Here is a 19,860-nt window from a genome sequence, read left to right on the forward strand (position 1 = left end):
GCCGGCGTCGGCAGCGCGAGCGACCGGGAGCGATGCCGCAGGCAAGCAGCGGGGCTTGAGGGCCCCGGCTGCGTGCCCGCCGGGACGGCGTGTCAGGCCACGGCGAGCCGGTCCACCAGCAGTTCCACCCTCCGCTCGGTGTCCTCCGGCGGCAGCCGTCGCGCCCGGGTCAGGGTGGCCAGCCCGTGCAGGGCCGCCCAGAACACCTCGGTGAACAGTCCCGGGTGGACGCCTTCCCCGGCGACCTCGCCGAGGCTTTCCAATAGGGCGGCGAAGGCGTCCTTCAGAGGCTCCGGGGTCTCCTCCTGTGCGAACGCCAGGCCGCCGTCGAGCTGGAACATGGCGTCGTAGACCGCCGGGTTGTGCTCGGCGAAGTCGAGGTAGGCGCGGGCGAGGGCGGTGACCCGGGTGCGGGGGCCGTCCGCGGCGGAGGTCGCGGCCCGCAGCGCCACGGCCATCTCGGAGGCACCCTCCAGGGCGACGGCGCCGATGATCTCGCGCTTGCCGCGGAAGTGGCTGTAGAGGACGGGCTGGCTGTACTCGATGCGCTCGGCGAGCCGGCGGGTGGTGACCGCGTCCCAGCCCTGCTGCTCGGCGAGTTCGCGGGCCGTCGCCACGATGAGGCGTTCGCGGTCCGCCCGTTCGCGCTGCTTGCGTTCCTGTACCGACATGATTCGATCCTAGCACCGCTAGACAATCGAGCGGCAGTAGTACTAGCGTTGCCTCATCAGCTAGCGACGCTAGATCCCAAGAGGGGTAGTCATGCTCAACGCACTTGAGATCGTCACCACCGTGATCGTCGGCCTGATGGTGGGAGTGGAGTTCTCCGTCGCCTTCGTCATCAACCCGATCCTCAACGCCCTCCCCGACGACAGCAACCAACGCGGCCGAAGCCACGGCGGCCGGATGCTCGGCGCCGTCATGCCGGTCTGGTACATCGGCTCGCTCGTCCTCGTCGCGATCTGGGCCGTCGCCGGATGGCGCCAGGACGGCGCCGGACTCGTCGTCACCGCCGGCGCGCTGCTGATCCTCAGCGTGATCATGTCGATCCTGCTGCTCGTCCCGATCAACAACCAGGGCAAGACGTGGACCCCCGAGAACCGGCCCGAGGACTGGAAGGAGCAGATGAACCGCTGGGACCGCTACCACTACGCGCGCGTCGCCGTCATCATCGCCGCCTTCGCCCTGCTGGCGACCGCCCTCGCCTGAGCAGCTCGCACCTCGGGTGATTCCATCGGGTCGCCGCGAACGGCTCCGCGGAGCCGTTCGCGGAGTCATTCGCCGAGGCGTCAGCCCGTGATCACCTCCGAGCCGAAGAGGGGCGAGATCGGGTCGTTGAACGCCGTGTACACCTCCGTGTACGCGAACAGCCAGTAGCACTTGCGCGTGCTCGACGACGGCTGCCCCTTGCAGGGGACCTCCGCGTCGCCGTACCCGTGGCTCACCGAGCCCTTCGCGATGACCCGCTCAAGGTCCCCCGTCAGGTCGAACGTCGGGCCGCCACTGTCGCCGTTGCCCGGACCGAACGAGGCGTCGTGGGCGGCCGCGACCGAGTAGGGCCAGTTCGGCCAGCTGCTCGCCGAGGCCAGGTTCGACGCGTTCACCTGGGTGACCTGGAGGCCGCAGAGCGTGCCCGAGCGGGAGCCGGACATGCAGATCCAGTTGCCGACCCAGCTGTTGCCCAGGCCGTGGACGGGCTTGGTGAAGGTGGAGTTCTGCCACCAGCCGTCCCACATACGCCCGTTGGCGTTGGTGTTGATGCTTTCGAGGTCGAAGAAGGGGTCGTGGTTCTCGACGGTGCCCATCACGTCGCCGCCGCCGTCGTACGCCGTGGTGCCGCTGCCGCCGCAGTGCGCGGCGGTGAGGATGGCGCGGGCACCGGTCCGCAGGCGCACGGGCCAGCCGGTGGTGCAACCACTGGTGCGGGCGCCGGCGTAGTACGGCGAGATGTCGTCCTCGCGGCAGTAGGCGGCGCCGTCGGCGCAGGAGAGCGGGACCGGCGCGGACCCGGCGGTCGAGGCGGCCGGGTCGGTGAAGGCGGGAACCCCGCCGACGGCGGGCTTCTCCACCGTGGCCCCCGGAGCCCGGCGGACGTCGACGCCCTTGCCGTCGGCCCGGGTGGAGGCGAGGCTCACGCTGCCGGAGGCGAGCAGTCGACGGGCCTCCGCGCCGAGTTCGGCCTTGCTGTACTCGGCGGGGAGGACGGAGACGGGGACCGCGGCGGCGCGGTTCTCGATGTGCTTGCGCATGTCGGCCGGGACGGCGCCGTGCCAGTAGACCCGCAGCTCGCGGTTCTCGGGGGCGGCGATGATGCCGGTCAGACCGGTGTGGCCGGCCGCGTCCGCGGCCTGCTTGATGCTGCTCGCGGCGGCGTTGAGGCGCTGCTGGACGGTGAACAGCTCCTGCCAGCTGCCGAACCCTCCGGGCACGGGGTCGGCGATGGCAGGGAAGGGGCGGCCTGCCTGCGCTCCCGGGGAAGGGACGGGCTTGGGCCCGGCTCCGGTGCCGGGCAGGGCGGCTGTCGCGCCGCCCGTCGGGGTCAGGGCGAGGAGCGAGGCCGTGGCGAGCGTGAGGGCGAGGGCGGCGAGGCGGCCGCGCCGCCGTGGGGGCGTTCTCATGCGTCACATACGGGCGGTCGGGAGGCAGCCCTGTCCAGGGACGCTTCCAAGATCAACCTGATCAGCGGATGGCCACCACTCCATCAGCGCGGGTCGATGCCGCTCGGGGGGATCCGTACAGCCTCGTCGTTCCGGCTCAGGTCGATCCGAACACCTTCGTCGTTCCAGCTCAGTTCGATCCGCCGTATGCCCTCGCCCTTCCGGCTCAGGTCAGGGGTGCCGGTGGCTCCTGTCACGGTCACCGGGTTCCAGCTCAGGTCAGGGGTGCCGGTGGCTCCGGTCACGGTCACCGAGTTCCGGCTCAGGTCAGCGGGTTCCGGTGGCTCCCGTCACCATGCGTCGATCACCGGAGCGTCGGGCTCGTGCCGGCGCCAGGCCTCGTTGAGGCGCGTGAGCCGGTCCGCGGCGGCGATGCCGCGCAAGGACGCGACCTTGCCGTCGCTGACGCCGAACGCCACGGCGCCCACGACCCGGCCGTCGACCACGGCGAGGACGGCCGGGGAGCCGTTGACCAGCGCGATGTGCATCGCGGGCGAACCGCCGGCCAGCCGTCGCTTCGCCGCCGTGGGCTTGAAACCGGCCCGCACGTAGGAGGCGACCCGCTCGGGCGTCGTGTACCGCAGCAGCCGCTTGGCCAGTCCGGCGCCGTCCGAGAGCAGCGTCACGTCGTCGGTGAGCAGCGCCACCAGCCGTTCGGTGCGCCCCGACACGGCGGCGGCGAGGAACTCCTCGACCACCCGGCGCGCGGACACGGGGTCGGCCTCGCCGCCCCGGCGGCGCTCGGCGGCGACGCGGATCCGGGCCCGATGGGCATGCTGCTGGCTCGCGGACTCGGTGATGTCGAGGAGCCCGGCGATCTCGGCGTGGCCGTACGAGAAGGCCTCGCGCAGGACGTAGACGGCCCGCTCGACCGGCGAGAGGCGCTCCAAGAGGGTCAGCACGGCCAAGGACACCGATTCGCGCTGCTCGAAGGTGTCGGCAGGGCCGAGCATCGGGTCGCCCTCCAGGAGCGGCTCGGGCAGCCAGGCACCGGCCGCTCGTTCGTGGCGCGCCTGCGCCGAACGGAGCCGGTCGAGGCAGAGGTTGGTGGCGACTTTGGTCAGCCACGCTTCCGGCACCTCGACCCGTTCGCGGTCGGCGGCCTGCCAGCGCAGGAACGTGTCCTGCACGGCGTCCTCGGCGTCGGCGGCCGAGCCGAGCAGACGGTACGCGAGCGAGGCCAGCCGGCCCCGGCTGGCCTCGAACCGATCGACCGCTGCGCTGTCCATGCGGAGCAGCCTATGCAGGCTTATGCGACGACCCTCGCACCGGCCCGGTCGGGCGTACCGGCCGGGTCGGGCGCGGTGGGCAGGGCGGGCGCGGTGGCCAGGCGGCGCCTGCGCTTCGGCATGCCGAAGGTCGGGTGGGAGATGCCGAACCCGGCCCCGTTGAGCACACCCGCCTTGAGCCGCGCGGCGGCCTTGCCGCCCAGGTACCAGGACTTCGACCGGACGTCCCCGTCGACCATCTGGAAGATCGCGTCCCGCCGCCCGAGGCTGATGTGGTTGCCGTAGTACTTCAGCCCGACGGTCGGGACCTCGCCGCCCGTCAGGCGCGCGATGATCGCGGCGGTCGCCTGCATGTTGGTGAAGCCGGCCGATGCGCAGGACATCGGCAGCGGCCGGCCGTTCTCGCCGATCGCGTAGGCGCAGTCACCGGCGGCGTAGACGTCGGGGTGCGAGACCGAGCGCATGGTGCGGTCGACGACGATCTGGCCGGTCCCGGCGACCTCCAGACCGCTGGCGGCTGCGATGGGGTGCACGGCGAACCCGGCCGACCATACGGTGACGTCGGCCGGGATGGACGTACCGTCGGCGGTGATCGCCCGTGTCGGCTCGACGGCTTCGATGCCGGTGTACTCGTGGACGGTGATGCCGAGCCGGTCGAAGGCCCGGCGCAGGTGGCGGCGGGCCTTCGGGGAGAGCCAGGCGCCCAGCTCGCCGCGGGCGGCGAGCGCGACCGAGAGGTCGGGCCGGGACTCGGCGAACTCGGTGGCGGTCTCGATGCCGGTCAGCCCTTCACCGACGACCAGCACGGTGCCGCCCTCGCCCAGGCCGGCCAGGCGCTCGCGCAGTCGGAGCGCCGAGGAGCGGCCGGCCACGTCGAAGGCGTACTCGGCCACGCCGGGGACGCCGTGGTGGGCGACGGAGCTGCCGAGCGCGTAGAGAAGGGTGTCGTAGGCGAGCTCGCTGTCGCCGTACTCGCTGTACTCGCCGTACTCGCCGGTCGCGGCGCTCGAAGGGGTCGACGCGGTCACGGCGACGGTCCTGCGCTCGGGGTCGATGCCGGTGACGCGTGCCACGCGCAGCCGCACCCCGGTGCCCGCGAATACGTCGGCGAGCTTGCGGACCGCGTGGTCCTGGCCGATCGCGACCTGGTGGAGCCGCATTCGCTCGACGAAGTCGGGCACGGCGTTGACGACGGTGATCTCGGTGTCGGCGGGGGAGAGCCGGCGCGCCAGGTTTCCGGCGGCGAAGGCCCCGGCGTATCCGGCGCCGAGTACGACGATGCGGTGCTTCATGGCGTTGCTCCTGTCTCGTTCGGGCGCCCCTTGAACGAGACGGCGCCCCGATTGCTGACAGGAGCCGGATGTGACGTGGGTCACCGCCTGGATCCACATCGACAGTGCGTCAATCGCCGTGATCTTGGTGTTGGTCTCTGCTCGCCGTGTGATGCAAGGCTGAAGCCCCACCCTCCCTCCCCCTCACCCCCCTCACCCCATCCCGCGCCCCGGCGCGTCACGTCACGTCACGAGAGGCAGCCCCATCTCCATGGACATCTTCAAGACGAAGAACGGTCCGGCACGAGGCTTCCGGGCCGCTGTCGACGTCGTCGCCGTCCTTGGCATCCCCTACGCTGCCCCGCCGTTCGGCGCCAACCGGTTCCACGCACCGCTCCCGGCACCCGCGTGGACCGGAGTGCGGGACTGTACGGAGTTCGGCCCGATCGCCCCGCAGTCGGCAGAACTGCCCGGCGCACCCGTCTGGTCTCCCGGCGACGAGGACATCCTCACCCTCAACATCTGGACCCCGGCCCCCGACAGCGGCCGCCTGCCCGTCCTGGTCTGGATCCATGGCGGTGCCTACACCTTCGGGTCCTCGGCTCAGCCCGACTTCGACGGCACCGCGCTGGCCCGCGCCGGTCTGGTCGTGGTCACCCTCAACTACCGCATCGGCTTCGAGGGCTTCGGCCATGTGCCTGGCGGCGAAGCGACCGGCCACCCGGACAATCGGGGCCTGCTCGACCAGGTCGCCGCCCTGCGCTGGGTGCGCGAGAACATCGCCTCCTTCGGCGGCGACCCCGACAACGTCACGATCGCCGGCCAGTCCTCCGGCGCCGCCTCGGTCGCCTGCCTGATGGTGATGGACCGCGCCCGCGGCCTGTTCCACCGCGCCATCGCCCACAGCCCCGCCAGCCCTTGCTATACGCGTGACATCGCGGCGGCGACCACCCGCGAGGTCGCGGCTGCGGCGGGCTGCCCCGCCACGCCGGAGGGCCTGGCCTCCATGACTCCGCAGGCCCTGGTCACCGCCTCCGACCAGGTGGTCGACGACTACCGGCGCGACCCCGCCTCCGGATCCCGCCACTACGACCCGTCGCTGTACGCCCCGGTCCTCGACGGCGACGTCCTGCCCGCCGACCCCCTCACGGGGATGGCTGCCGGCGCGACCCGGGAAGTGGACCTGCTGGTCTGCCACACCACCGAGGAATACTGGTTGCTCGACGCCGTCGGAAGCTGCGCGAAGATCACCACCGACGAACAACTCGCCCTCTTCGCCCAGGACTTCGGCCTCCCTGACGGCCTGGTGGCCGGCTATCGCGCCGCGATGCCCGATGCCCCGGTGCTCGACGTCTACCTCGCCGTCTTCGGCGACCTCCTGTTCGGCGAGTACGGCAACCGGCTCGCCGAGGCTCACGCGAGAGCGGGCGGCCGGGCGTTCCTCTCGCGCTTCGACCGTCGGCGCACCGGACCGGGCGGGGTCGTGCGGGCCTGGCACTGCGCGGACGTCCCGTTCGTCTTCGGCAACCTGGACGACGACTCCCTGGCCTTCCTCATCGGCGGTACGCCCACCCCCGCCGACCACGAGCTGGCACGCCGCATGATGTGCGCCTGGGTCGATTTCGCCACCGAGGGAAACCCCGGCTGGCCGATGGTCGACAACTCCACAGCACAGGCCCACATATGGAGCGCCGACGACGGCCTCGTCGACGACAAGCCGGCCGACGACAAGCCGGCCGACAACAAGCCGACCGCTCCCCTTGCTCCCCCTGCTCTCCCTGCTCTCCCTGCTCTCCGTGACCTCCGTGCTCTGTGGGTCGGGGGTGACTTTCCCCTCCTGCGTCCGTGAACGGGAGCACCACCCCGACACCATGATCAGGGGTCGGCACGGGGTCGGGGCAGGGGCGGGTCAGGGTCCGGTCAGGGTGATCACCGATGGGCTACGGGCGCTGTACGCAGCAGAGTTGAGGGTGTCAGAACGACTCGTCCCCACCGCTCCGGAGAACGCCATGCGCCTTCGCCTCGCCGCCACCAGCCTCGCCCTGGCCGCCGCCGTCACGGCAGTCGGCGCCGGCTCCGCCGGTGCCGCTCTGCCGGCGGCCGGTGCCGCGCCCGCGTCCGGCGTCCAGGCGGCGGCCCTGAAGGGCCCCGGGGTCTTGAACCCCGCGCTCCAGGACGTCATGGGCCGCCTGCCCGACCTCGTCATCGCGGGTGCGCTCGTCAGACGGGACGGAACGGAGGCGGCCGCAGGCCCGGTCACCGCCGACGCGCATGTCCGGATCGGCAGCGTCACCAAGACATTCACCAACACCGTCGTGCTCCAACTCGTCGCCGAGCGCCGGATAGCACTCGACGCACCCGCGCGGAGGTACGTGCCCGAGCTGCTCCCCGAGGCGTACGACCGAGTCACCGTGCGCCAGCTCCTCGACCACACCAGCGGGCTTCCCAAGCCCGTCATGACCCCGGGACCGCAGGACGGACCCGGATGGCAGTTCAAGTCCGTGAAGCCGGAGGACATCCTGCGGGAGACGTTCGCCGCGGCCGCCGCCACCGGTGAGCCGACCGCGCCCGGCTCCGAGCAGCAGTACAACGGGCTCAACTCCCACGTCCTCGGCCTGCTCGTCGAGAAGGTCACCGGCCGTTCCTTCGCCGACGAGCTGGAGCGGAGGATCATCCGGCCGCTCCACCTCCGCCACACCAGCCTGCCCGCCGCCGACGATCTGAGCATTCCCGCGCCCCACGCGACGGTGTACGTCGCCGGGGAGGACGTCACGGAGCAGAGCCCCTACCCGTGGGCGGAGGGCGGCATGATCTCCACCGCCGCCGACCTGGACCGGTTCTTCACCGCGCTGTTCCGGGGGCGCCTGCTCCCGCCGGCCCAGCAGAAGCTGGTCTTCGACGTGCCGAACGTGAAGAGCGCCGCCGGCAACACGAACTGCTTCGGCGGGCCGGCCTGCTTCAGCGTCGGCGGTCTCATGCGCTACAAGCTCGGCGAGCAGGAGTTCGCGTGGGGCAAGACGGGGTCCCGGCCCGGCTGGGACAGCGGGTTCTTCGCGACCGAGGACCTCCGGCACCGTGTCGCGTACTCGCTTAACTCGACGGGCGCCGCCAGTCCCCTCCCGCACATCCAGGCGATAGTCGGGGCCGCGCTCGCCGACTGACCACGGCCGGGGCGGAGGGGCGCCGGGGCGGAGGGGCGGAGGGGCGTTCGCGGCCAGGCGGCGCGTTGATCCTCGACGGCGGCACCACCGCCCCGGCCGTCGTGCATGCCCTCCCGCAGGACCTGGCCTGCCTGCACGGTGATCACTCACAGCCCGACGATCGCCGCCGCTCCCGGCCGGCTGACGGCGGCTTCGCGGCGTGGATGGCCGGGTGCTCGCTGTCGCTCGTTCGGGGTCCGCTGCGGTGCGGGGCGCCGCACCCGCTGGTGTGCTGGTCGCGATCCCCGCACCTTCGTCTCCGCACCCCCACCCCCACGTACAGGAGCAGCGGCATGGCTGTCATCGTCACCATCGAGATCCCCGGCGGTACGCAGGAGCAGTACGAGGAGACCACAAGGCTCCTTGAGGCGGCCGAGTGGTTTCCGCCGGCCGGGTTCATCGCGCACGCCGCCGGGCCCGACGGGAGCGGGGGATGGCGGGTCGTGGACTTCTGGGACTCCGAGGACGCCTTCCTCGCCTTCGTGGAGAAGGCCCGGCCGATCTTCGACCGGGGCGGCGTACGAACCTTCGTTCCCAACGTGCAGGAGGCCGTGAACGTCATCCTGAAGTGAGCGGACGGTCGCGGAAGGGATGAAAACCCTTTGCGGGGCGGGGCGGTGGCCGTCAGGCTTCTCCGCCATGACCAGTCATCCTTCCCGCCCTCCCCGCCCCGTCGCGGACCTGTTCTCCGCCGACGGGCGCCTCAAGGCGATCCCGCGCAAGCCGGCCCGCCGTGAGGCGCTCCTCGCGCACCTCACCGAGACCCTTTTCGCTCCCGATCGGGACTACCGCGAGCCCGAGGTCAACCAGGCCCTGCTCACCGTCCACGAGGACTTCTCCGCCCTCCGGCGCTATCTCGTGATCGGCGGCTTCCTCGCCCGGACCAAGGACGGCTCGGCCTACCGCCGACAGCAGCAGCCCGGCTCCCCCGGAGGCGCGATCCCCGCCGTCGCGTGATCGCCGCAGTGGTGGCCGGCCTGCTCGCCGGCTACGGCATCGCGATCCCGGTCGGCGCGGTCGGCGCGTACCTGGTGGCCGTCACGGCCCGTACCGGCTGGCGTACGGGCGCGGGTGCGGCGCTCGGTGTCGCCACGGCCGACGGGGTGTACGCCGTTCTCGCGGTGGCGGGCGGCTCCGCGCTCGTTCCGCTGCTGACCCCCGTGATGACCCCGCTCCGGTGGGCCTCGGCCGTCGTGCTCGTGGTGCTCGCCGTACGGGCGGCGTACGGGGCCGTCTCCGCGTACCGTACGGGCGGGCTCGCCTCCCGCGACGACGGGACGACCCTCACCCCGGCCCGCGCGTACCTCACCTTCCTGGGCATCACGATCCTCAACCCCATGACGGTGATCTACTTCGCCGCGCTCATCCTCGCGACGGGCCCCTCGGCGCCCGCCACCCTCCCCGACCGGACCGCGTTCGTCCTCGCGGCCCTGGTCGCCTCCGCGAGCTGGCAGCTGTTCCTCGCCCTGGGCGGGACGCTGCTCGGCCGGACGCTGACGGGAGCTCGGGGTCGGCTGACCACGGTGCTCGCGTCGAGCACGCTGATCGTCGTCCTCGCGATACGGCTCGTGGCGCGCTCCTGAACGCGCGTGCACGGGCGCTGCTTGACTCTCGGGTTACCGGAGACGGCACAGTCTCCTCTCGTGGACAGGACGAACCTGCTGCCGATCGGGCAGTTCGCGCAGGCCAGTGGCCTTTCGGTGACCGCGTTGCGGCACTACGACGCAAGCGGTGTGCTGACACCGGCCTTCGTCGATCCGGACAGCGGCTACCGCTACTTCCGGCGCGACCAGCTCCGCAGCGCGCAACTCGTGCGCGCGCTGCGGCAGCTGGACATGCCGATCGAGCGGGTACGGGCCCTGCTCGGGAGCGGCGCCGACGGCGGGAACGCCGACGCCGATCTGGCAGCGGCGCTGCACGCGCAGATCGAGGCCGCCGAGCGGCGCCTCGGCGTCCAACGTTCCGTCGTCCACAGCCTGTTGACGAGACTGACCGAAGGAGTCGAGATGAACCACCGTGTCACCCTCCGCCAGAGCACTCCCGAACGCGTCCTCGTGTTCGGCGCGACGGTGAACCATCATGGCCTGGACCCGTTCCTGCGCACGGCCTACGAGGAGTTGTACGCGGTCGCGGGACGGGGGCCGCTCACGTTCACCGGACCCGCGTTCGTCCGGTACCACGGGCTCTGCGACGAGGAGAACGAGACCCTGGTCGAGGCGTGCCTGCCGTTCTGGGAGTCGGGCGCGCAGCCGGAGTTGGGGGAGGGGATGTCCGTACGGGACGACCCGGAGGTCACGTACGCCTGCACCGTGGTGGAGGGCGAGGCGACGGCCTTCCCCGCGATCCTCACCGCGTACGACGCCGTCGCGAACTGGATCGCCGAGCACGGCTTCACCTTCGCGGGCCCGGCCCGTTCGACCTTCCTCCGCTGGACCGGTACGCCGGACCACCCGGACAACCGCGTCGAAATAGCGTGGCCGGTGGCCGACGCGACCGCCGAGTAGGCCGATGGGCCGGTCGCGAGCCGGCTCGGGACGCTTCGGAGCGCGTAGGGCCGTCGAGTGAGGTGCAACTCTACGGTTGCGAGTGGAAGGGGCATGTGCAACTCTGGGGTTGCAGTCACTTCCAGGTGACGCTTCCTACGCGAAGAAGGAGTCCCCCATGAGCGAGGACCGGATCGAGCGCGAAACCCTGATCGACGCGCCCCTGGAGCGCGTCTGGACCCTCGTCGCCCAGCCGGGGTTCTGGGTGGCGGACGAGGCGAGCGTCGCCGGGACCGTGGCCAAGGAGGGCGAGTCGATGCTCGCCCGGAACTCCGTCCACGGCGACTTCCCCGTACGCGTCGAGAAGGTCGAGCCGCCGACCTACGTCGCGTACCGCTGGGCCAGTGCCTTCTCCGGGCAGGAACTGAGCGAGGACAACACCACCCTCGTCGAGTTCACCCTCACCGAGGAGGACGGCGGCACCCGGCTCCGCGTCGTCGAGAGCGGCTTCGCGTCGCTGCCGGGATCGGAGGACCTGCGTACCCAGGCAGTACGGGACAACACCCGTGGTTGGCCCGAGGTCATCGCCGCGTTCAAGAAGCGCGCCGAGCAGGCACCGTCGTCGTGACGCCGGAGCCGAGGGCGTCGAGCGAGCCGCCGGAACCGACGCGGCCGCCGGAAGGAGCGGGGCCGGTGCCGGGGGCCGGGTCGGGGTCAGGGCCTGCCGGGTCCTCCACCGACAGTGTGCTCGGCGCCCTCGCCGATCCCACCCGGCGCCGGCTGCTCGAACTGCTCGCCGAGCAGGGGGAGGCCACCGCGACCGCTCTCGCCGCCCGCCTCCCCGTCTCGCGCCAGGCGATCGTCAAGCACCTGACCGTGCTCGACACCGCCGGGCTCGTCTCCGCCACCCGCGTCGGCCGGGAGGTCCGCTACGCGGTCCGCCCGGCCGCGCTCGACGCGACGGCCCGCTGGATGTCGGCCCTGGCCGCCGACTGGGACCGACGCCTCGCGGACATCAAGCGCATCGCGGAGGACGGCTGACGGCTGCCGAGAACAATCGACGGCTGCGGCTGACGGCCCCACCGTGAGCAGTCTCAATGTCCGGATCTGGCTTGCTCTCCGAGGCGATCATCAGCGAAGCTCCTCCGCTGGTCGTCTGTAATTCGGGGGGAATCATGACAGGGCGGGTACTCGGCGCCGGTCTGCGGCAGCGGCATCTGGCCATGATCGCGTTGGGCGGTGCGATCGGCGCCGGGCTCTTCGTCGGATCGGGGTTCGGGATCGCCGCCGCCGGGCCCGGCATCCTCGTCTCGTACGTGTGCGCCGGCGCCCTGACCGTCCTGGTGATGCGCATGCTCGGCGAGATGTCGGCGGCCCACCCGGTCACCGGCTCGTTCGCCGAGCACGCGCGCCGGGCGTTCGGGCCGTGGGCCGGGCTGCTCGCCGGATGGATGTACTGGGCGCTGCTCGTCGTGAGCGTCGCCGCCGAGGCCGTCGGGGCCGCGCACATCGTCGGCGGCTGGGTGCCTGCCGTGCCGGGCTGGGTGTGGGTGGCCGTCTTCATGAGCGTGTTCACCGCGAGCAACCTGGCGGGCGTACGGAACTTCGGCGAGCTGGAGTTCTGGTTCGCCGGCCTCAAGATCGCCGCGATCGTCGGTTTTCTCGTGCTCGGCGCCGTCGTCCTCGCCGGTCTGCTGCCCGGCCACCCGTCACCGGGGACCGCCCACCTCACCGGCGAAGGCGGCTTCCTGCCGCACGGCTGGCACGGCGTCGCGGTCGGCATGGTGGCGGCCGTCTTCGCGTTCGGCGGCCTGGAGACGGTGACCATCGCCGCGGCCGAGTGCGACGACCCGGTCCGGGCGGTCCGTGCGGGCGTACGGGCCGTCATGTGGCGGGTCGCCGTCTGCTACCTCGGCTCGATGGCCGTCATCGTCACCCTCGTTCCGTGGAACGCCCCGGGCGTCGCCGACGGCCCGTACGCCGCCGTGGTCGCGAGCACCGGCGCCCCCGGCGCCGCCGATCTGATGGAGGCGGTCGTCCTCGTCGCGCTCCTGTCGGCGATGAACGCCAACATCTACGGCTCCTCGCGCATGCTGTACGCCCTGGTCGGACGCGGCGACGCACCCCGCGCCCTGGGCCGGGTGCGGACCGGCGTCCCGTACGCGGCCGTCCTCGCCTCCGCCGCGTTCGGCTTCGTCTCGGTCGTCCTCAGCCTGCTCTGGCCGCGTACGGTCTTCCCGTTCCTGCTCAACTCCATCGGCGCCGCGATCCTGCTCGTCTGGGCCCTGATCGCCGCCTCCCACCTGCGCCTGCACGGCCCTTCCGTACGCGCGGTGCTCGCGCTCGCGGGGATCGGCGGGGTGCTGCTCTTCATGCTGGGCGACCCGACGAGCCGGACCCAGCTCCTCACGACGGGGGGCTGGGCGGCGGTGCTGCTGGTGTGGGCGTGGCTCAGGAGGGACGGACGGTGTACCGAGCCAGGAACAGATCCACTCCCGAGCTGATCACCCGCGTCAGCTCCGCGTCGCTGATCTCGGCGTCGGGCGAGAAGGTACGGACGAGCTGCGGCACCCCCACCGTGGCCGCGACCAACTGCTGCACGGCGAGCGCCGGGTCGGGTGCGACCAGGGCGCCGCGGGCGTTGAGTTCGGTGAAGGCCTCGATGAGCGGGCCGTTGTTCATGTCGTAGCTGACCCGGTACCAGAGTTGCCCGAGCTGCGGGAAACGGTCTATCTCGCCGATCACCAGGCGGCGCAGCGACATGATGTCGGGGCGCAGCAGGATGCGGGCCCAGTCGGTGGTGAGCCGGACGAGGGCGGCGCGCAGGTCGGGGGCGTCGGCGAGGGTGGAGTTGGAGGGCTCCAGGTCCGCGTACGTCTTCGGCAGGACCCCGCCGATGACGGCGAGGAACAGCCGCTCCTTGCTGCCGAAGTGCTTGTAGATCGTCGCCTTGGAGACACCCGAGCCGCGGGTGATCGCGTCCATCGAGGCCGCGGAGTAGCCCTCGGCGAGGAACTCGGCGAGCGCGGCGTCGATGATCGCCTGACGCTTGCGCGAGGCGGCGTCGGCGGGGTCCGGGATGATCGGAATGCCGTACGCGTCGGTCGAGTCGGTCTGGGGTTCGGCTCCGGCTCCCATGGGGTGTTCCTTAGCTGTGGTGGCGGGACCGTCAGTATATGAACTGAACGGTTTGGTCTGCAAAGCTCGCCGAGGCCGTCAGAGGGGTCCCCGGCCAGGGCGTCAGGAGCGCCGCGAGCGCCGGGCCGGCCGCGACGCCGATCAGGAAGGCCAGGTTGAACAGGCCGATGGCGAGGCCGTGCCGGTCCACCGGGAGTCCGTCGGTCGAGGCCCCCGTGAGCAGCCCCTGACCCCCGGCCGTGACCAGCGCGCTCGTCCCCGAGGCGAGGAGGACGGCCACCGGCCAGGGCGCGGTCACCGCGAGGACGGCGGCGCCGAGCGACCCGAGGGCCAGGACGACACGGACACGGCGGAGCCCGAGCGCCGGGGCCGCGCGGACCAGGAGCCAGGACAGCAGGGCCCCGGAGAGCGCGGCGAGCGAGGCGGCGGCCCCGGTCTCCACGGAACTCCAGCCGGTGAGCGCGGCGACGCGACGCGGAGCCGCGTACAGCAGACCGAAGTTGACGGTGGCGACGGCGAGCATGAGCCCGGCGGCGGTACGGAATCCCCGGTCGCGGAGGATGTCGAGCGGGAGGGCGGCTCGAAGTCCCGCTGTACGGGCTCCACTTGCACGGACTCCACCTGTACGGGCTCCCCTTGCGCGGGCTCCACTTGTTCGGAGTCCCTCCGTGCGGGCTCCCCTTGTACGGGCTCCCCTTGTACGGGTTCCCCTTGTGCGGGTTCCACCGCCGCCACCGTCCTCCGAGAGCGTCCCCCCACCCGCCGACATCCGCCCCGCCGACCTTCGCGCCGGCAGGACGACGAGCAGGCTCAGCAGCGGGAGGATCAGGGCCCCGCGCCAGCCGACCGCCCCCGTCACGGCCGCCCCGGCGAACAGTCCCACCGTCCCGCCGGCTGCGCTGCCGATCGCGACCACGCCGGGGGTGCGGCCCGAGCGGTCGCGGCCGGCGATCTGGAAGGCCGCGACGTTGAGTCCGGCCGCGCCCGCCGCCTCCAGGGCCCGCCCGGCGACCGCCAGGGGCAGGCCGGGGGCGACGAGGACGAGGGTCGCGCCGAGGGTCACGAGGGCGGCGCCGGCCCCGATGACCCCGGCGGGTCCGCCCCGCCGTCCGGCGACGGCGGAGAGCAGCGGGGTGCCGACCGCCATGCCGAGGCCGAAGGCCGTCATCAGCCAGGCCGCCGACGCGGGAGAGACGGCCAGCTCGCGGGTGGCCTCCGGGAGGGCGAGGCTCGCCCCCGACACCCCCATGGCGGCGGGCGCGGCGAGAGCGGCGAGCAGCAGACCGGTCCGGGTCGGGCTCGCGGCCGTCAGGCCGCGCCTGAAGTCCTCTTCGGTACTGGTGGTGGCCATGGAGCGAATGAACTACACCATCCAGTTCAGTGTCAAGACTGAACTGTTTGGTTGACAGACTGAACCGACCGGTTTAGCTTTCTGGTCGTCGGGGCCGGAACTCGCCGGCCCCGCCCGATCCGCCGAACCGCCAGGGGGCATTCCATGACCACGTCCAAGATCCTCGCCATCTCCGGCTCGCTCCGCGCCGACTCGCACAACACGCAACTGCTGCGTGCCGCCCAGAAGTTCAACCCCGGCGGCCTGGACATCGAGATCTACGAGGGTCTGCGTGACATCCCGGCGTACGACCTCGACCTCGACACCCCGGAGGTCCGCCCCGCCGCCGTCGAGGCGCTTCGCCGCCGCGTCACGGAGGCGGACGGCGTGCTCATCGCCACCCCGGAGTTCAACTACTCCATCCCGGGCGTCCTCAAGAACGCGATCGACTGGCTCAGCACCGACTGGACCCGCGCCGAGGGCGTGCCCCTGCGCCGCAAGCCCACCGCGATCCTCGGCGCGGGCCCCGGCGCCTTCGGCACGGTCCGGGCGCAGCTCGCCCTCCGTCAGATCTTCGTCTGCGTCGACGCCGACGTCGTCGTGAAGCCCGAGGTGCACGTCTTCAAGTCGTACGAGCGCTTCGACGACGCCGGCAACCTCGTCGACGAGGCCACCATCGAGCTCCTCCAGGACCTCCTGGGCGCACTCAAGGGCAAGATCGACGCCGCGTGACCGGTGATCTCGAAGGGGGGCACCGGTCTCGAAGGGGGGCACCGGTCTCGAATGGGAGCACTGGCCTCAAAGGGGAGCATCGGTCTCATGGGGGAGCGCCGGTCTCGTCAGGCCGACCGCTCCCGCGACCGCGAGCACCGCTCCCGCCGCGAGCACCCCCCGGCGTGAGCGCCAGGAGAGAACCGACCAGCACGACTGGGCCGAGAGCAGCGAACCGACGCTCGCCCAGGAACCCACCGAGCCGGCGGACAGCGCGGAGCCGACCGAGCCGACGGACAGGAACGAGCCGACCGAGCCGATGGAGAGCGTCGACCCGACCGAGCCGATGGACAGGAACGAGTCCCGCGACCAGAGCGACAGCGACGAACCGCAGCGAGCAGTCATACCTCGATCGTAGGCGCGTGCGGCCGTTCCCGTTCAGCTTCCCGTTCAGCTTCCCGATCGGCTTCCCGGTCGGCCTCCCGTTCGGTTCTCAGCCGGCGCAGGCCGGCAGGAACTCCAGGCCCTCCGGAGTCCCGAAGCGCACCACGGCGACGTACGCCTCCGCGTAGTCACAGCCGACATCCGTCCACTGGAGCGCGAAGACGGTCCAGACGACGAAGACGGCCAGGAAGAACCAGCGCCAGCCATTTGACATGCACGCCACGTACCCGCCGGTCACGCGGAGGAACCGCTTCCTTCCGCCCGTCGTAAGGAATGTCCTCATGAGTACGCAGCACCCCACCCTCAGCCCCACCTCCACCCCCACCTCCGCCCCCACCCGGCCCCCCATCGTCGCCGTCATCGGCGCGTACGGACACACCGCCGCCTTCGTCCTCGGCGAGCTGCGCCGGCGCGGCGGCTTCGGCCTCCTCCTCGTCGGCCGTGACGCCGCCAGGCTCGATGCCGTGGCCCGGGCCCATCCCGGGGCCGAGGCCCGTGTCGCGGACCTCGCCGATCCCGCCGCGCTCGACCGCGCGCTCGCGGGCGCCGCCGTGGTCGTCAACTGCGCGGGTCCCTTCGCCGTCACCGCGCCCCTCGTGATCGACGCGGCCCTGCGCGCCCGCATCCCGTACCTGGACGTCGCCGCCGAACAGGCAGCCGTCCTCGCCGCGTTCGAGCAGTACGGTGACCCGGCCAGGGAGGCGGGCGTGGCGGTCGTCCCGGCGATGGCGTTCTACGGCGGTCTGGGCGACCTGCTCGCCGGCGCGGCGAAGGGGGACTGGGAGGAGGCCGACGAGATCACGGTCGCGATCGCCCTCGACAGCTGGCTGCCGACCGAGGGGACCCGGAAGACGGGGCAGAGCAACGCCGGAAAGCACGTGGTCTTCAAGGGGGGCCGTTTCGTCCCGCCGCCCGCCGAACCGACGCCGTCCGTCTGGGAGTTCCCGGGCGCACTCGGCGAGCAGAAGGTCGTCGAGTTCATGACGGCCGACCAGGTCACCATCTCCCGCCATGTGCGGGTCCCGGACATCCGCGTCCTCATCAACGAGGCGCCCCTGCGCGACCTGCGCGACCCCGGGACGCCGCCGCCGACGGCGGTCGACGCCGACGGGCGCTCGGCCCAGACCTTCGTCGTCGACGTGGTCGTCCGGAGGGGGGACGAGGAGCGCCGCGCGACCGCGTCCGGGCAGGACATCTACGCGGTGACCGCCCCCCTCGTGGTGGAGGCGGCCGCCCGCATCCTCGACGGCCGGGCGACGAAGGCCGGCGCGGTGGCCCCGGCCGATCTCTTCGACGCGGCGGACTTCCTGCGCGCCCTCGACCCGGAGCACCTGACGTTCAGCCCGTCCACCTCGTCGTAGGAGTCGTAGGAGTCGTAGGACCAGGCTCGGTCAGGCGGCCGGTGAGCCGGACCGCCGGACCGTGTCTCCCGCACAGGGGACGGGAGACACGGCCCGGCCGGCCGACCCGGCACGGCTAGTCCAGCTGCGCCATCCGCTGCTTGAGGTCCTGGTCGGTGCCCTGCTGGCTGCTCGACACCTGCAGGATCGCGTCGGGCAGGGGGCCGCTCAGGTAGTGCCCGACGCCCGCCGTGGCGGCGCTGAGCCGGTCCAGGACCACATCGATGTCCGGGCCGATCGCCTGCGCGAAGGACCCGCTGCCCTTGACGGTCCCGTGCTGGGCGGCCGCGGCGGTCAGCACGGCGGTGGTCCTGCCGCGGACGTCGACGGCGACCTCGGCGATCTTCTGGGCCGCGAGCTTGTGCTCCTCGTGGTCCACGCGCAGGACGCTTTCCACGGCCCGGCCGGTGCCTCCGCCGCCGGGCTGGACTGCCGCCACGCCGGCCGCCACGCCGGCTGCGACACCGCCCGCGTCCCCCGTACCGCTGTCGCGTGCGGCGTCGGACGAGCCCGAGAGGTCGGTCGGGACCTTCTCCAGGGCGATCACGTCCGGGTCCTCAAGGAGGCCCTTGAGCATCTGCCGGATGCTCTGGGAGGTCGTCTGGATGAGCTGGGCGATCCGGGCGGCGTACTTCTGGGTGTTGGCGGTGGCGACGGTCTCGGCGACAGCGACTGCCCCCGGGTTCACGGTCAGCGCCCCGGAGGCCCAGGTGAGGGCATTCAGCGCCCCGAGCTCGCCCGCCAGAGCCGCGATGGCCAGCTTGAGCGTGGCGATCGCGGCGGGGATCTCGTTCACCGCGGTCGCCAGCACGCCGGCCGACCTGTCGATGGGGGCCATGTCCTGTTCCCTGACCCGGTTCCAGTGCTCCGCCAGGGCGTCCATCGCCTCGCCCTGCCCGGAGGAGAGCAGCCGCTGTATGTGGCGGTTGGCCGCCCAGCTGTCGTCGAGGGTGAACTGGGCGTAGGCGTTCAGGGCCGCCGCCACCGAGGCGTAGCCGTCCTCGTTCACCTCCGGCCAGGCGAGGCCGTAGTGCTGGATCACAGCCCACTGAAAATCCGAGACGTCTGCCGGCATGCCGTGAACTCCCCGTCGTCACGCGCGTGTTGGTCGCACGCGCCCCCACGTGTGGCGCTCACGGTCTCATGGGCCTCCGGCAGTCACAAGGCCACGGGGCGGCGGCCGGCGCTCAGTCGATGTGCACGATCTGGAACGCCTCCGCCATCCGCCCCGGCGGCAGCCCGCCCGCCGTCGCGTGCTCGCCGAGCCAGGTGCGCAGGAGGCCTGCGAGGTCGTCGAAGTGGGCCGTCTGGGAGGTGTGGATGCGCAGGGCCTCGACCTTGCGCTCGAAGACGGGGGTGACGTCCACGTACTGGTTCGGGGTGGGCCCGGTCATCAGCCACAGTTCGTGGACGGTCCAGGGCTCCAGGCCCTCCTCCTTCAGCAGGGAGGCGTGGGCGAAGGGGTTGCGGGCCTCTGGGTAGACCGCGCGCAGGCAGGCGTCGCCGACGGCGCGGTGGTCGGGGTGGAGGTCGGCGACCCGCGCCCAGTTGATCTCGGGGGAGGGGATGATCGCGCGCTGCGGCCGTACCTCGCGTATCACCCGGCACAGGTCGCGGCGGAGTTCGACGGACGCTTCCACGAAGCTGTCGGGGTAGCCGAGGAAGCGGACGTCGGCGACGCCGCTGAGCTTGGCGGAGTGGACCTGTTCGGCGCGGCGCAGATCCGCCATGGCCTGGCGGGGGAGCCTGTCGTCGTAACCGCCGGCGCCGCCGTCCGTGACGATGCAGTACGTGACGCGGGTGCCGCGCTCGATCCACTGCATGACGGTGCCGCTGACGCAGAACTCGATGTCGTCGGGGTGTGCGGCCACGACGAGCAGCGACGCGGGGGCGGTGCGAGCGGTGTGGTCGAAGTCCTCCATGGGGTCAGCCTGTTGGGGTGGCGAGGGCGTCGCAAGGCCAAGCCGTGGCGTGAACTGGACATGGCACTTACGCGC

The 19,860-nt window shown here is 72.1% G+C and carries 23 protein-coding genes and 1 pseudogene; 13 read left to right on the forward strand and 11 right to left on the reverse strand.

Going from position 1 to position 19,860, the window contains the following annotated elements:
• Positions 1 to 92 precede the first annotated feature (92 nt).
• Positions 93 to 671 (reverse strand): TetR/AcrR family transcriptional regulator, encoded by a 579-nt coding sequence (locus OG462_RS24725; protein ID WP_406060797.1) that lies wholly within the window; start codon positions 669 to 671, stop codon positions 93 to 95.
• Positions 672 to 762: 91 nt separating this feature from the next.
• On the opposite strand from OG462_RS24725, the gene OG462_RS24730 reads away from it, so the two are divergent.
• Positions 763 to 1,209, forward strand: a complete 447-nt coding sequence (locus tag OG462_RS24730; protein ID WP_406060799.1) for a DUF1772 domain-containing protein — start codon at positions 763 to 765, stop codon at positions 1,207 to 1,209.
• A gap of 80 nt (positions 1,210 to 1,289) precedes the next feature.
• Here OG462_RS24730 and OG462_RS24735 read toward each other — a convergent pair whose 3' ends face one another.
• The 4 genes from OG462_RS24735 to OG462_RS24750 all read right to left on the reverse strand — a co-directional run bounded on the left by OG462_RS24735 (position 1,290) and on the right by OG462_RS24750 (position 5,178).
• Complete coding sequence (locus tag OG462_RS24735; protein WP_406060801.1) at positions 1,290 to 2,618, reverse strand: hypothetical protein; 1,329 nt, start codon at positions 2,616 to 2,618, stop codon at positions 1,290 to 1,292.
• 83 nt (positions 2,619 to 2,701) lie between these two features.
• Positions 2,702 to 2,902, reverse strand: coding sequence for a hypothetical protein (locus tag OG462_RS24740; protein WP_406060803.1), 201 nt, complete (start codon positions 2,900 to 2,902; stop codon positions 2,702 to 2,704).
• A 45-nt stretch (positions 2,903 to 2,947) separates the two neighbouring features.
• On the reverse strand, positions 2,948 to 3,886 hold the full coding sequence (locus tag OG462_RS24745) for a sigma-70 family RNA polymerase sigma factor (protein WP_406060805.1): 939 nt from the start codon (positions 3,884 to 3,886) through the stop codon (positions 2,948 to 2,950).
• Between the two features lie 20 nt (positions 3,887 to 3,906).
• Positions 3,907 to 5,178 carry an NAD(P)/FAD-dependent oxidoreductase gene (locus OG462_RS24750; RefSeq protein WP_406060807.1) on the reverse strand — a complete coding sequence of 424 codons (1,272 nt, stop codon included), beginning with the start codon at positions 5,176 to 5,178 and terminating at the stop codon, positions 3,907 to 3,909.
• A gap of 250 nt (positions 5,179 to 5,428) precedes the next feature.
• Between OG462_RS24750 and OG462_RS24755 the strand changes: the two genes are divergently transcribed.
• The 10 genes and pseudogenes from OG462_RS24755 (at position 5,429) to OG462_RS24800 (ending at position 13,344) form a co-directional block, all read left to right on the forward strand.
• Entirely contained in the window at positions 5,429 to 7,006 is a 1,578-nt protein-coding gene (locus tag OG462_RS24755; protein ID WP_406060809.1) for a carboxylesterase/lipase family protein, read from the forward strand.
• A 121-nt stretch (positions 7,007 to 7,127) separates the two neighbouring features.
• A complete protein-coding gene (locus OG462_RS24760) occupies positions 7,128 to 8,318 on the forward strand; it encodes a serine hydrolase domain-containing protein (protein ID WP_406060811.1) in 1,191 nt (396 codons plus the stop codon).
• 44 nt (positions 8,319 to 8,362) lie between these two features.
• Positions 8,363 to 8,489 (forward strand): annotated as a pseudogene (locus OG462_RS24765) (DeoR family transcriptional regulator); the annotation flags it as partial.
• A gap of 161 nt (positions 8,490 to 8,650) precedes the next feature.
• A complete protein-coding gene (locus OG462_RS24770; protein WP_406060812.1) occupies positions 8,651 to 8,929 on the forward strand; it encodes an antibiotic biosynthesis monooxygenase family protein in 279 nt (92 codons plus the stop codon).
• 67 nt (positions 8,930 to 8,996) lie between these two features.
• Entirely contained in the window at positions 8,997 to 9,314 is a 318-nt protein-coding gene (locus OG462_RS24775) for a DUF2087 domain-containing protein (RefSeq protein ID WP_406060814.1), read from the forward strand.
• A complete protein-coding gene (locus OG462_RS24780) occupies positions 9,311 to 9,940 on the forward strand; it encodes a LysE family transporter (RefSeq protein ID WP_406060815.1) in 630 nt (209 codons plus the stop codon). The genes OG462_RS24775 and OG462_RS24780 overlap by 4 nt, the downstream gene beginning before the upstream one ends.
• A 60-nt stretch (positions 9,941 to 10,000) precedes the next feature.
• On the forward strand, positions 10,001 to 10,861 hold the full coding sequence (locus OG462_RS24785) for a MerR family transcriptional regulator (RefSeq protein WP_406060817.1): 861 nt from the start codon (positions 10,001 to 10,003) through the stop codon (positions 10,859 to 10,861).
• A gap of 157 nt (positions 10,862 to 11,018) precedes the next feature.
• Positions 11,019 to 11,468: an SRPBCC domain-containing protein gene (locus tag OG462_RS24790; protein WP_406060818.1), complete on the forward strand. Its 450-nt coding sequence runs from the start codon at positions 11,019 to 11,021 to the stop codon at positions 11,466 to 11,468.
• Between the two features lie 65 nt (positions 11,469 to 11,533).
• On the forward strand, positions 11,534 to 11,881 hold the full coding sequence (locus OG462_RS24795) for an ArsR/SmtB family transcription factor (RefSeq protein WP_406060820.1): 348 nt from the start codon (positions 11,534 to 11,536) through the stop codon (positions 11,879 to 11,881).
• 134 nt (positions 11,882 to 12,015) lie between these two features.
• Positions 12,016 to 13,344: an amino acid permease gene (locus OG462_RS24800; protein ID WP_406060822.1), complete on the forward strand. Its 1,329-nt coding sequence runs from the start codon at positions 12,016 to 12,018 to the stop codon at positions 13,342 to 13,344.
• On the opposite strand, the gene OG462_RS24805 is transcribed toward OG462_RS24800, so the two are convergent.
• Entirely contained in the window at positions 13,292 to 13,978 is a 687-nt protein-coding gene (locus tag OG462_RS24805; protein WP_406060823.1) for a TetR/AcrR family transcriptional regulator, read from the reverse strand. The two genes, OG462_RS24800 and OG462_RS24805, sit on opposite strands and share 53 nt — an antisense overlap.
• 31 nt (positions 13,979 to 14,009) lie before the next feature.
• Positions 14,010 to 15,329, reverse strand: coding sequence for an MFS transporter (locus OG462_RS24810; protein ID WP_406060825.1), 1,320 nt, complete (start codon positions 15,327 to 15,329; stop codon positions 14,010 to 14,012).
• A gap of 144 nt (positions 15,330 to 15,473) precedes the next feature.
• Between OG462_RS24810 and OG462_RS24815 the strand changes: the two genes are divergently transcribed.
• On the forward strand, positions 15,474 to 16,040 hold the full coding sequence (locus OG462_RS24815; protein WP_406060826.1) for an NADPH-dependent FMN reductase: 567 nt from the start codon (positions 15,474 to 15,476) through the stop codon (positions 16,038 to 16,040).
• A gap of 66 nt (positions 16,041 to 16,106) precedes the next feature.
• Here OG462_RS24815 and OG462_RS24820 read toward each other — a convergent pair whose 3' ends face one another.
• The gene (locus OG462_RS24820) at positions 16,107 to 16,424 is read right to left on the reverse strand and encodes a hypothetical protein (RefSeq protein WP_406060828.1); all 318 of its coding nucleotides are present in this window, start codon (positions 16,422 to 16,424) and stop codon (positions 16,107 to 16,109) included.
• A gap of 88 nt (positions 16,425 to 16,512) precedes the next feature.
• Complete coding sequence (locus OG462_RS24825; protein ID WP_406060830.1) at positions 16,513 to 16,677, reverse strand: hypothetical protein; 165 nt, start codon at positions 16,675 to 16,677, stop codon at positions 16,513 to 16,515.
• A gap of 67 nt (positions 16,678 to 16,744) precedes the next feature.
• Between OG462_RS24825 and OG462_RS24830 the strand changes: the two genes are divergently transcribed.
• Positions 16,745 to 17,824 (forward strand): saccharopine dehydrogenase family protein, encoded by a 1,080-nt coding sequence (locus tag OG462_RS24830; RefSeq protein ID WP_406060832.1) that lies wholly within the window; start codon positions 16,745 to 16,747, stop codon positions 17,822 to 17,824.
• Between the two features lie 115 nt (positions 17,825 to 17,939).
• On the opposite strand, the gene OG462_RS24835 is transcribed toward OG462_RS24830, so the two are convergent.
• Together OG462_RS24835 and OG462_RS24840 are read right to left on the reverse strand one after the other, a co-directional pair.
• On the reverse strand, positions 17,940 to 18,905 hold the full coding sequence (locus OG462_RS24835) for a hypothetical protein (RefSeq protein WP_406060834.1): 966 nt from the start codon (positions 18,903 to 18,905) through the stop codon (positions 17,940 to 17,942).
• A gap of 145 nt (positions 18,906 to 19,050) precedes the next feature.
• Complete coding sequence (locus OG462_RS24840) at positions 19,051 to 19,785, reverse strand: PIG-L deacetylase family protein (protein WP_406060836.1); 735 nt, start codon at positions 19,783 to 19,785, stop codon at positions 19,051 to 19,053.
• Positions 19,786 to 19,860 lie beyond the last annotated feature (75 nt).

Source organism: Streptomyces sp. NBC_01077 (assembly GCF_045162855.1).
GTDB lineage: Bacteria > Actinomycetota > Actinomycetes > Streptomycetales > Streptomycetaceae > Streptomyces.

Excerpts from the sequence above, each read along its gene's own strand:
- OG462_RS24725 (WP_406060797.1), bottom strand. The coding sequence starts at position 671 with ATGTCGGTACAGGAACGCAAGCAGCGCGAACGGGCGGACCGCGAACGC.
- OG462_RS24730 (WP_406060799.1), top strand. The coding sequence starts at position 763 with ATGCTCAACGCACTTGAGATCGTCACCACCGTGATCGTCGGCCTGATG.
- OG462_RS24735 (WP_406060801.1), bottom strand. The coding sequence starts at position 2,618 with ATGAGAACGCCCCCACGGCGGCGCGGCCGCCTCGCCGCCCTCGCCCTC.
- OG462_RS24745 (WP_406060805.1), bottom strand. The coding sequence starts at position 3,886 with ATGGACAGCGCAGCGGTCGATCGGTTCGAGGCCAGCCGGGGCCGGCTG.
- OG462_RS24750 (WP_406060807.1), bottom strand. The coding sequence starts at position 5,178 with ATGAAGCACCGCATCGTCGTACTCGGCGCCGGATACGCCGGGGCCTTC.
- OG462_RS24755 (WP_406060809.1), top strand. The coding sequence starts at position 5,429 with ATGGACATCTTCAAGACGAAGAACGGTCCGGCACGAGGCTTCCGGGCC.
- OG462_RS24770 (WP_406060812.1), top strand. The coding sequence starts at position 8,651 with ATGGCTGTCATCGTCACCATCGAGATCCCCGGCGGTACGCAGGAGCAG.
- OG462_RS24775 (WP_406060814.1), top strand. The coding sequence starts at position 8,997 with ATGACCAGTCATCCTTCCCGCCCTCCCCGCCCCGTCGCGGACCTGTTC.
- OG462_RS24790 (WP_406060818.1), top strand. The coding sequence starts at position 11,019 with ATGAGCGAGGACCGGATCGAGCGCGAAACCCTGATCGACGCGCCCCTG.
- OG462_RS24800 (WP_406060822.1), top strand. The coding sequence starts at position 12,016 with ATGACAGGGCGGGTACTCGGCGCCGGTCTGCGGCAGCGGCATCTGGCC.
- OG462_RS24805 (WP_406060823.1), bottom strand. The coding sequence starts at position 13,978 with ATGGGAGCCGGAGCCGAACCCCAGACCGACTCGACCGACGCGTACGGC.
- OG462_RS24810 (WP_406060825.1), bottom strand. The coding sequence starts at position 15,329 with ATGGCCACCACCAGTACCGAAGAGGACTTCAGGCGCGGCCTGACGGCC.
- OG462_RS24815 (WP_406060826.1), top strand. The coding sequence starts at position 15,474 with ATGACCACGTCCAAGATCCTCGCCATCTCCGGCTCGCTCCGCGCCGAC.
- OG462_RS24820 (WP_406060828.1), bottom strand. The coding sequence starts at position 16,424 with ATGACTGCTCGCTGCGGTTCGTCGCTGTCGCTCTGGTCGCGGGACTCG.
- OG462_RS24825 (WP_406060830.1), bottom strand. The coding sequence starts at position 16,677 with ATGTCAAATGGCTGGCGCTGGTTCTTCCTGGCCGTCTTCGTCGTCTGG.
- OG462_RS24830 (WP_406060832.1), top strand. The coding sequence starts at position 16,745 with ATGAGTACGCAGCACCCCACCCTCAGCCCCACCTCCACCCCCACCTCC.
- OG462_RS24840 (WP_406060836.1), bottom strand. The coding sequence starts at position 19,785 with ATGGAGGACTTCGACCACACCGCTCGCACCGCCCCCGCGTCGCTGCTC.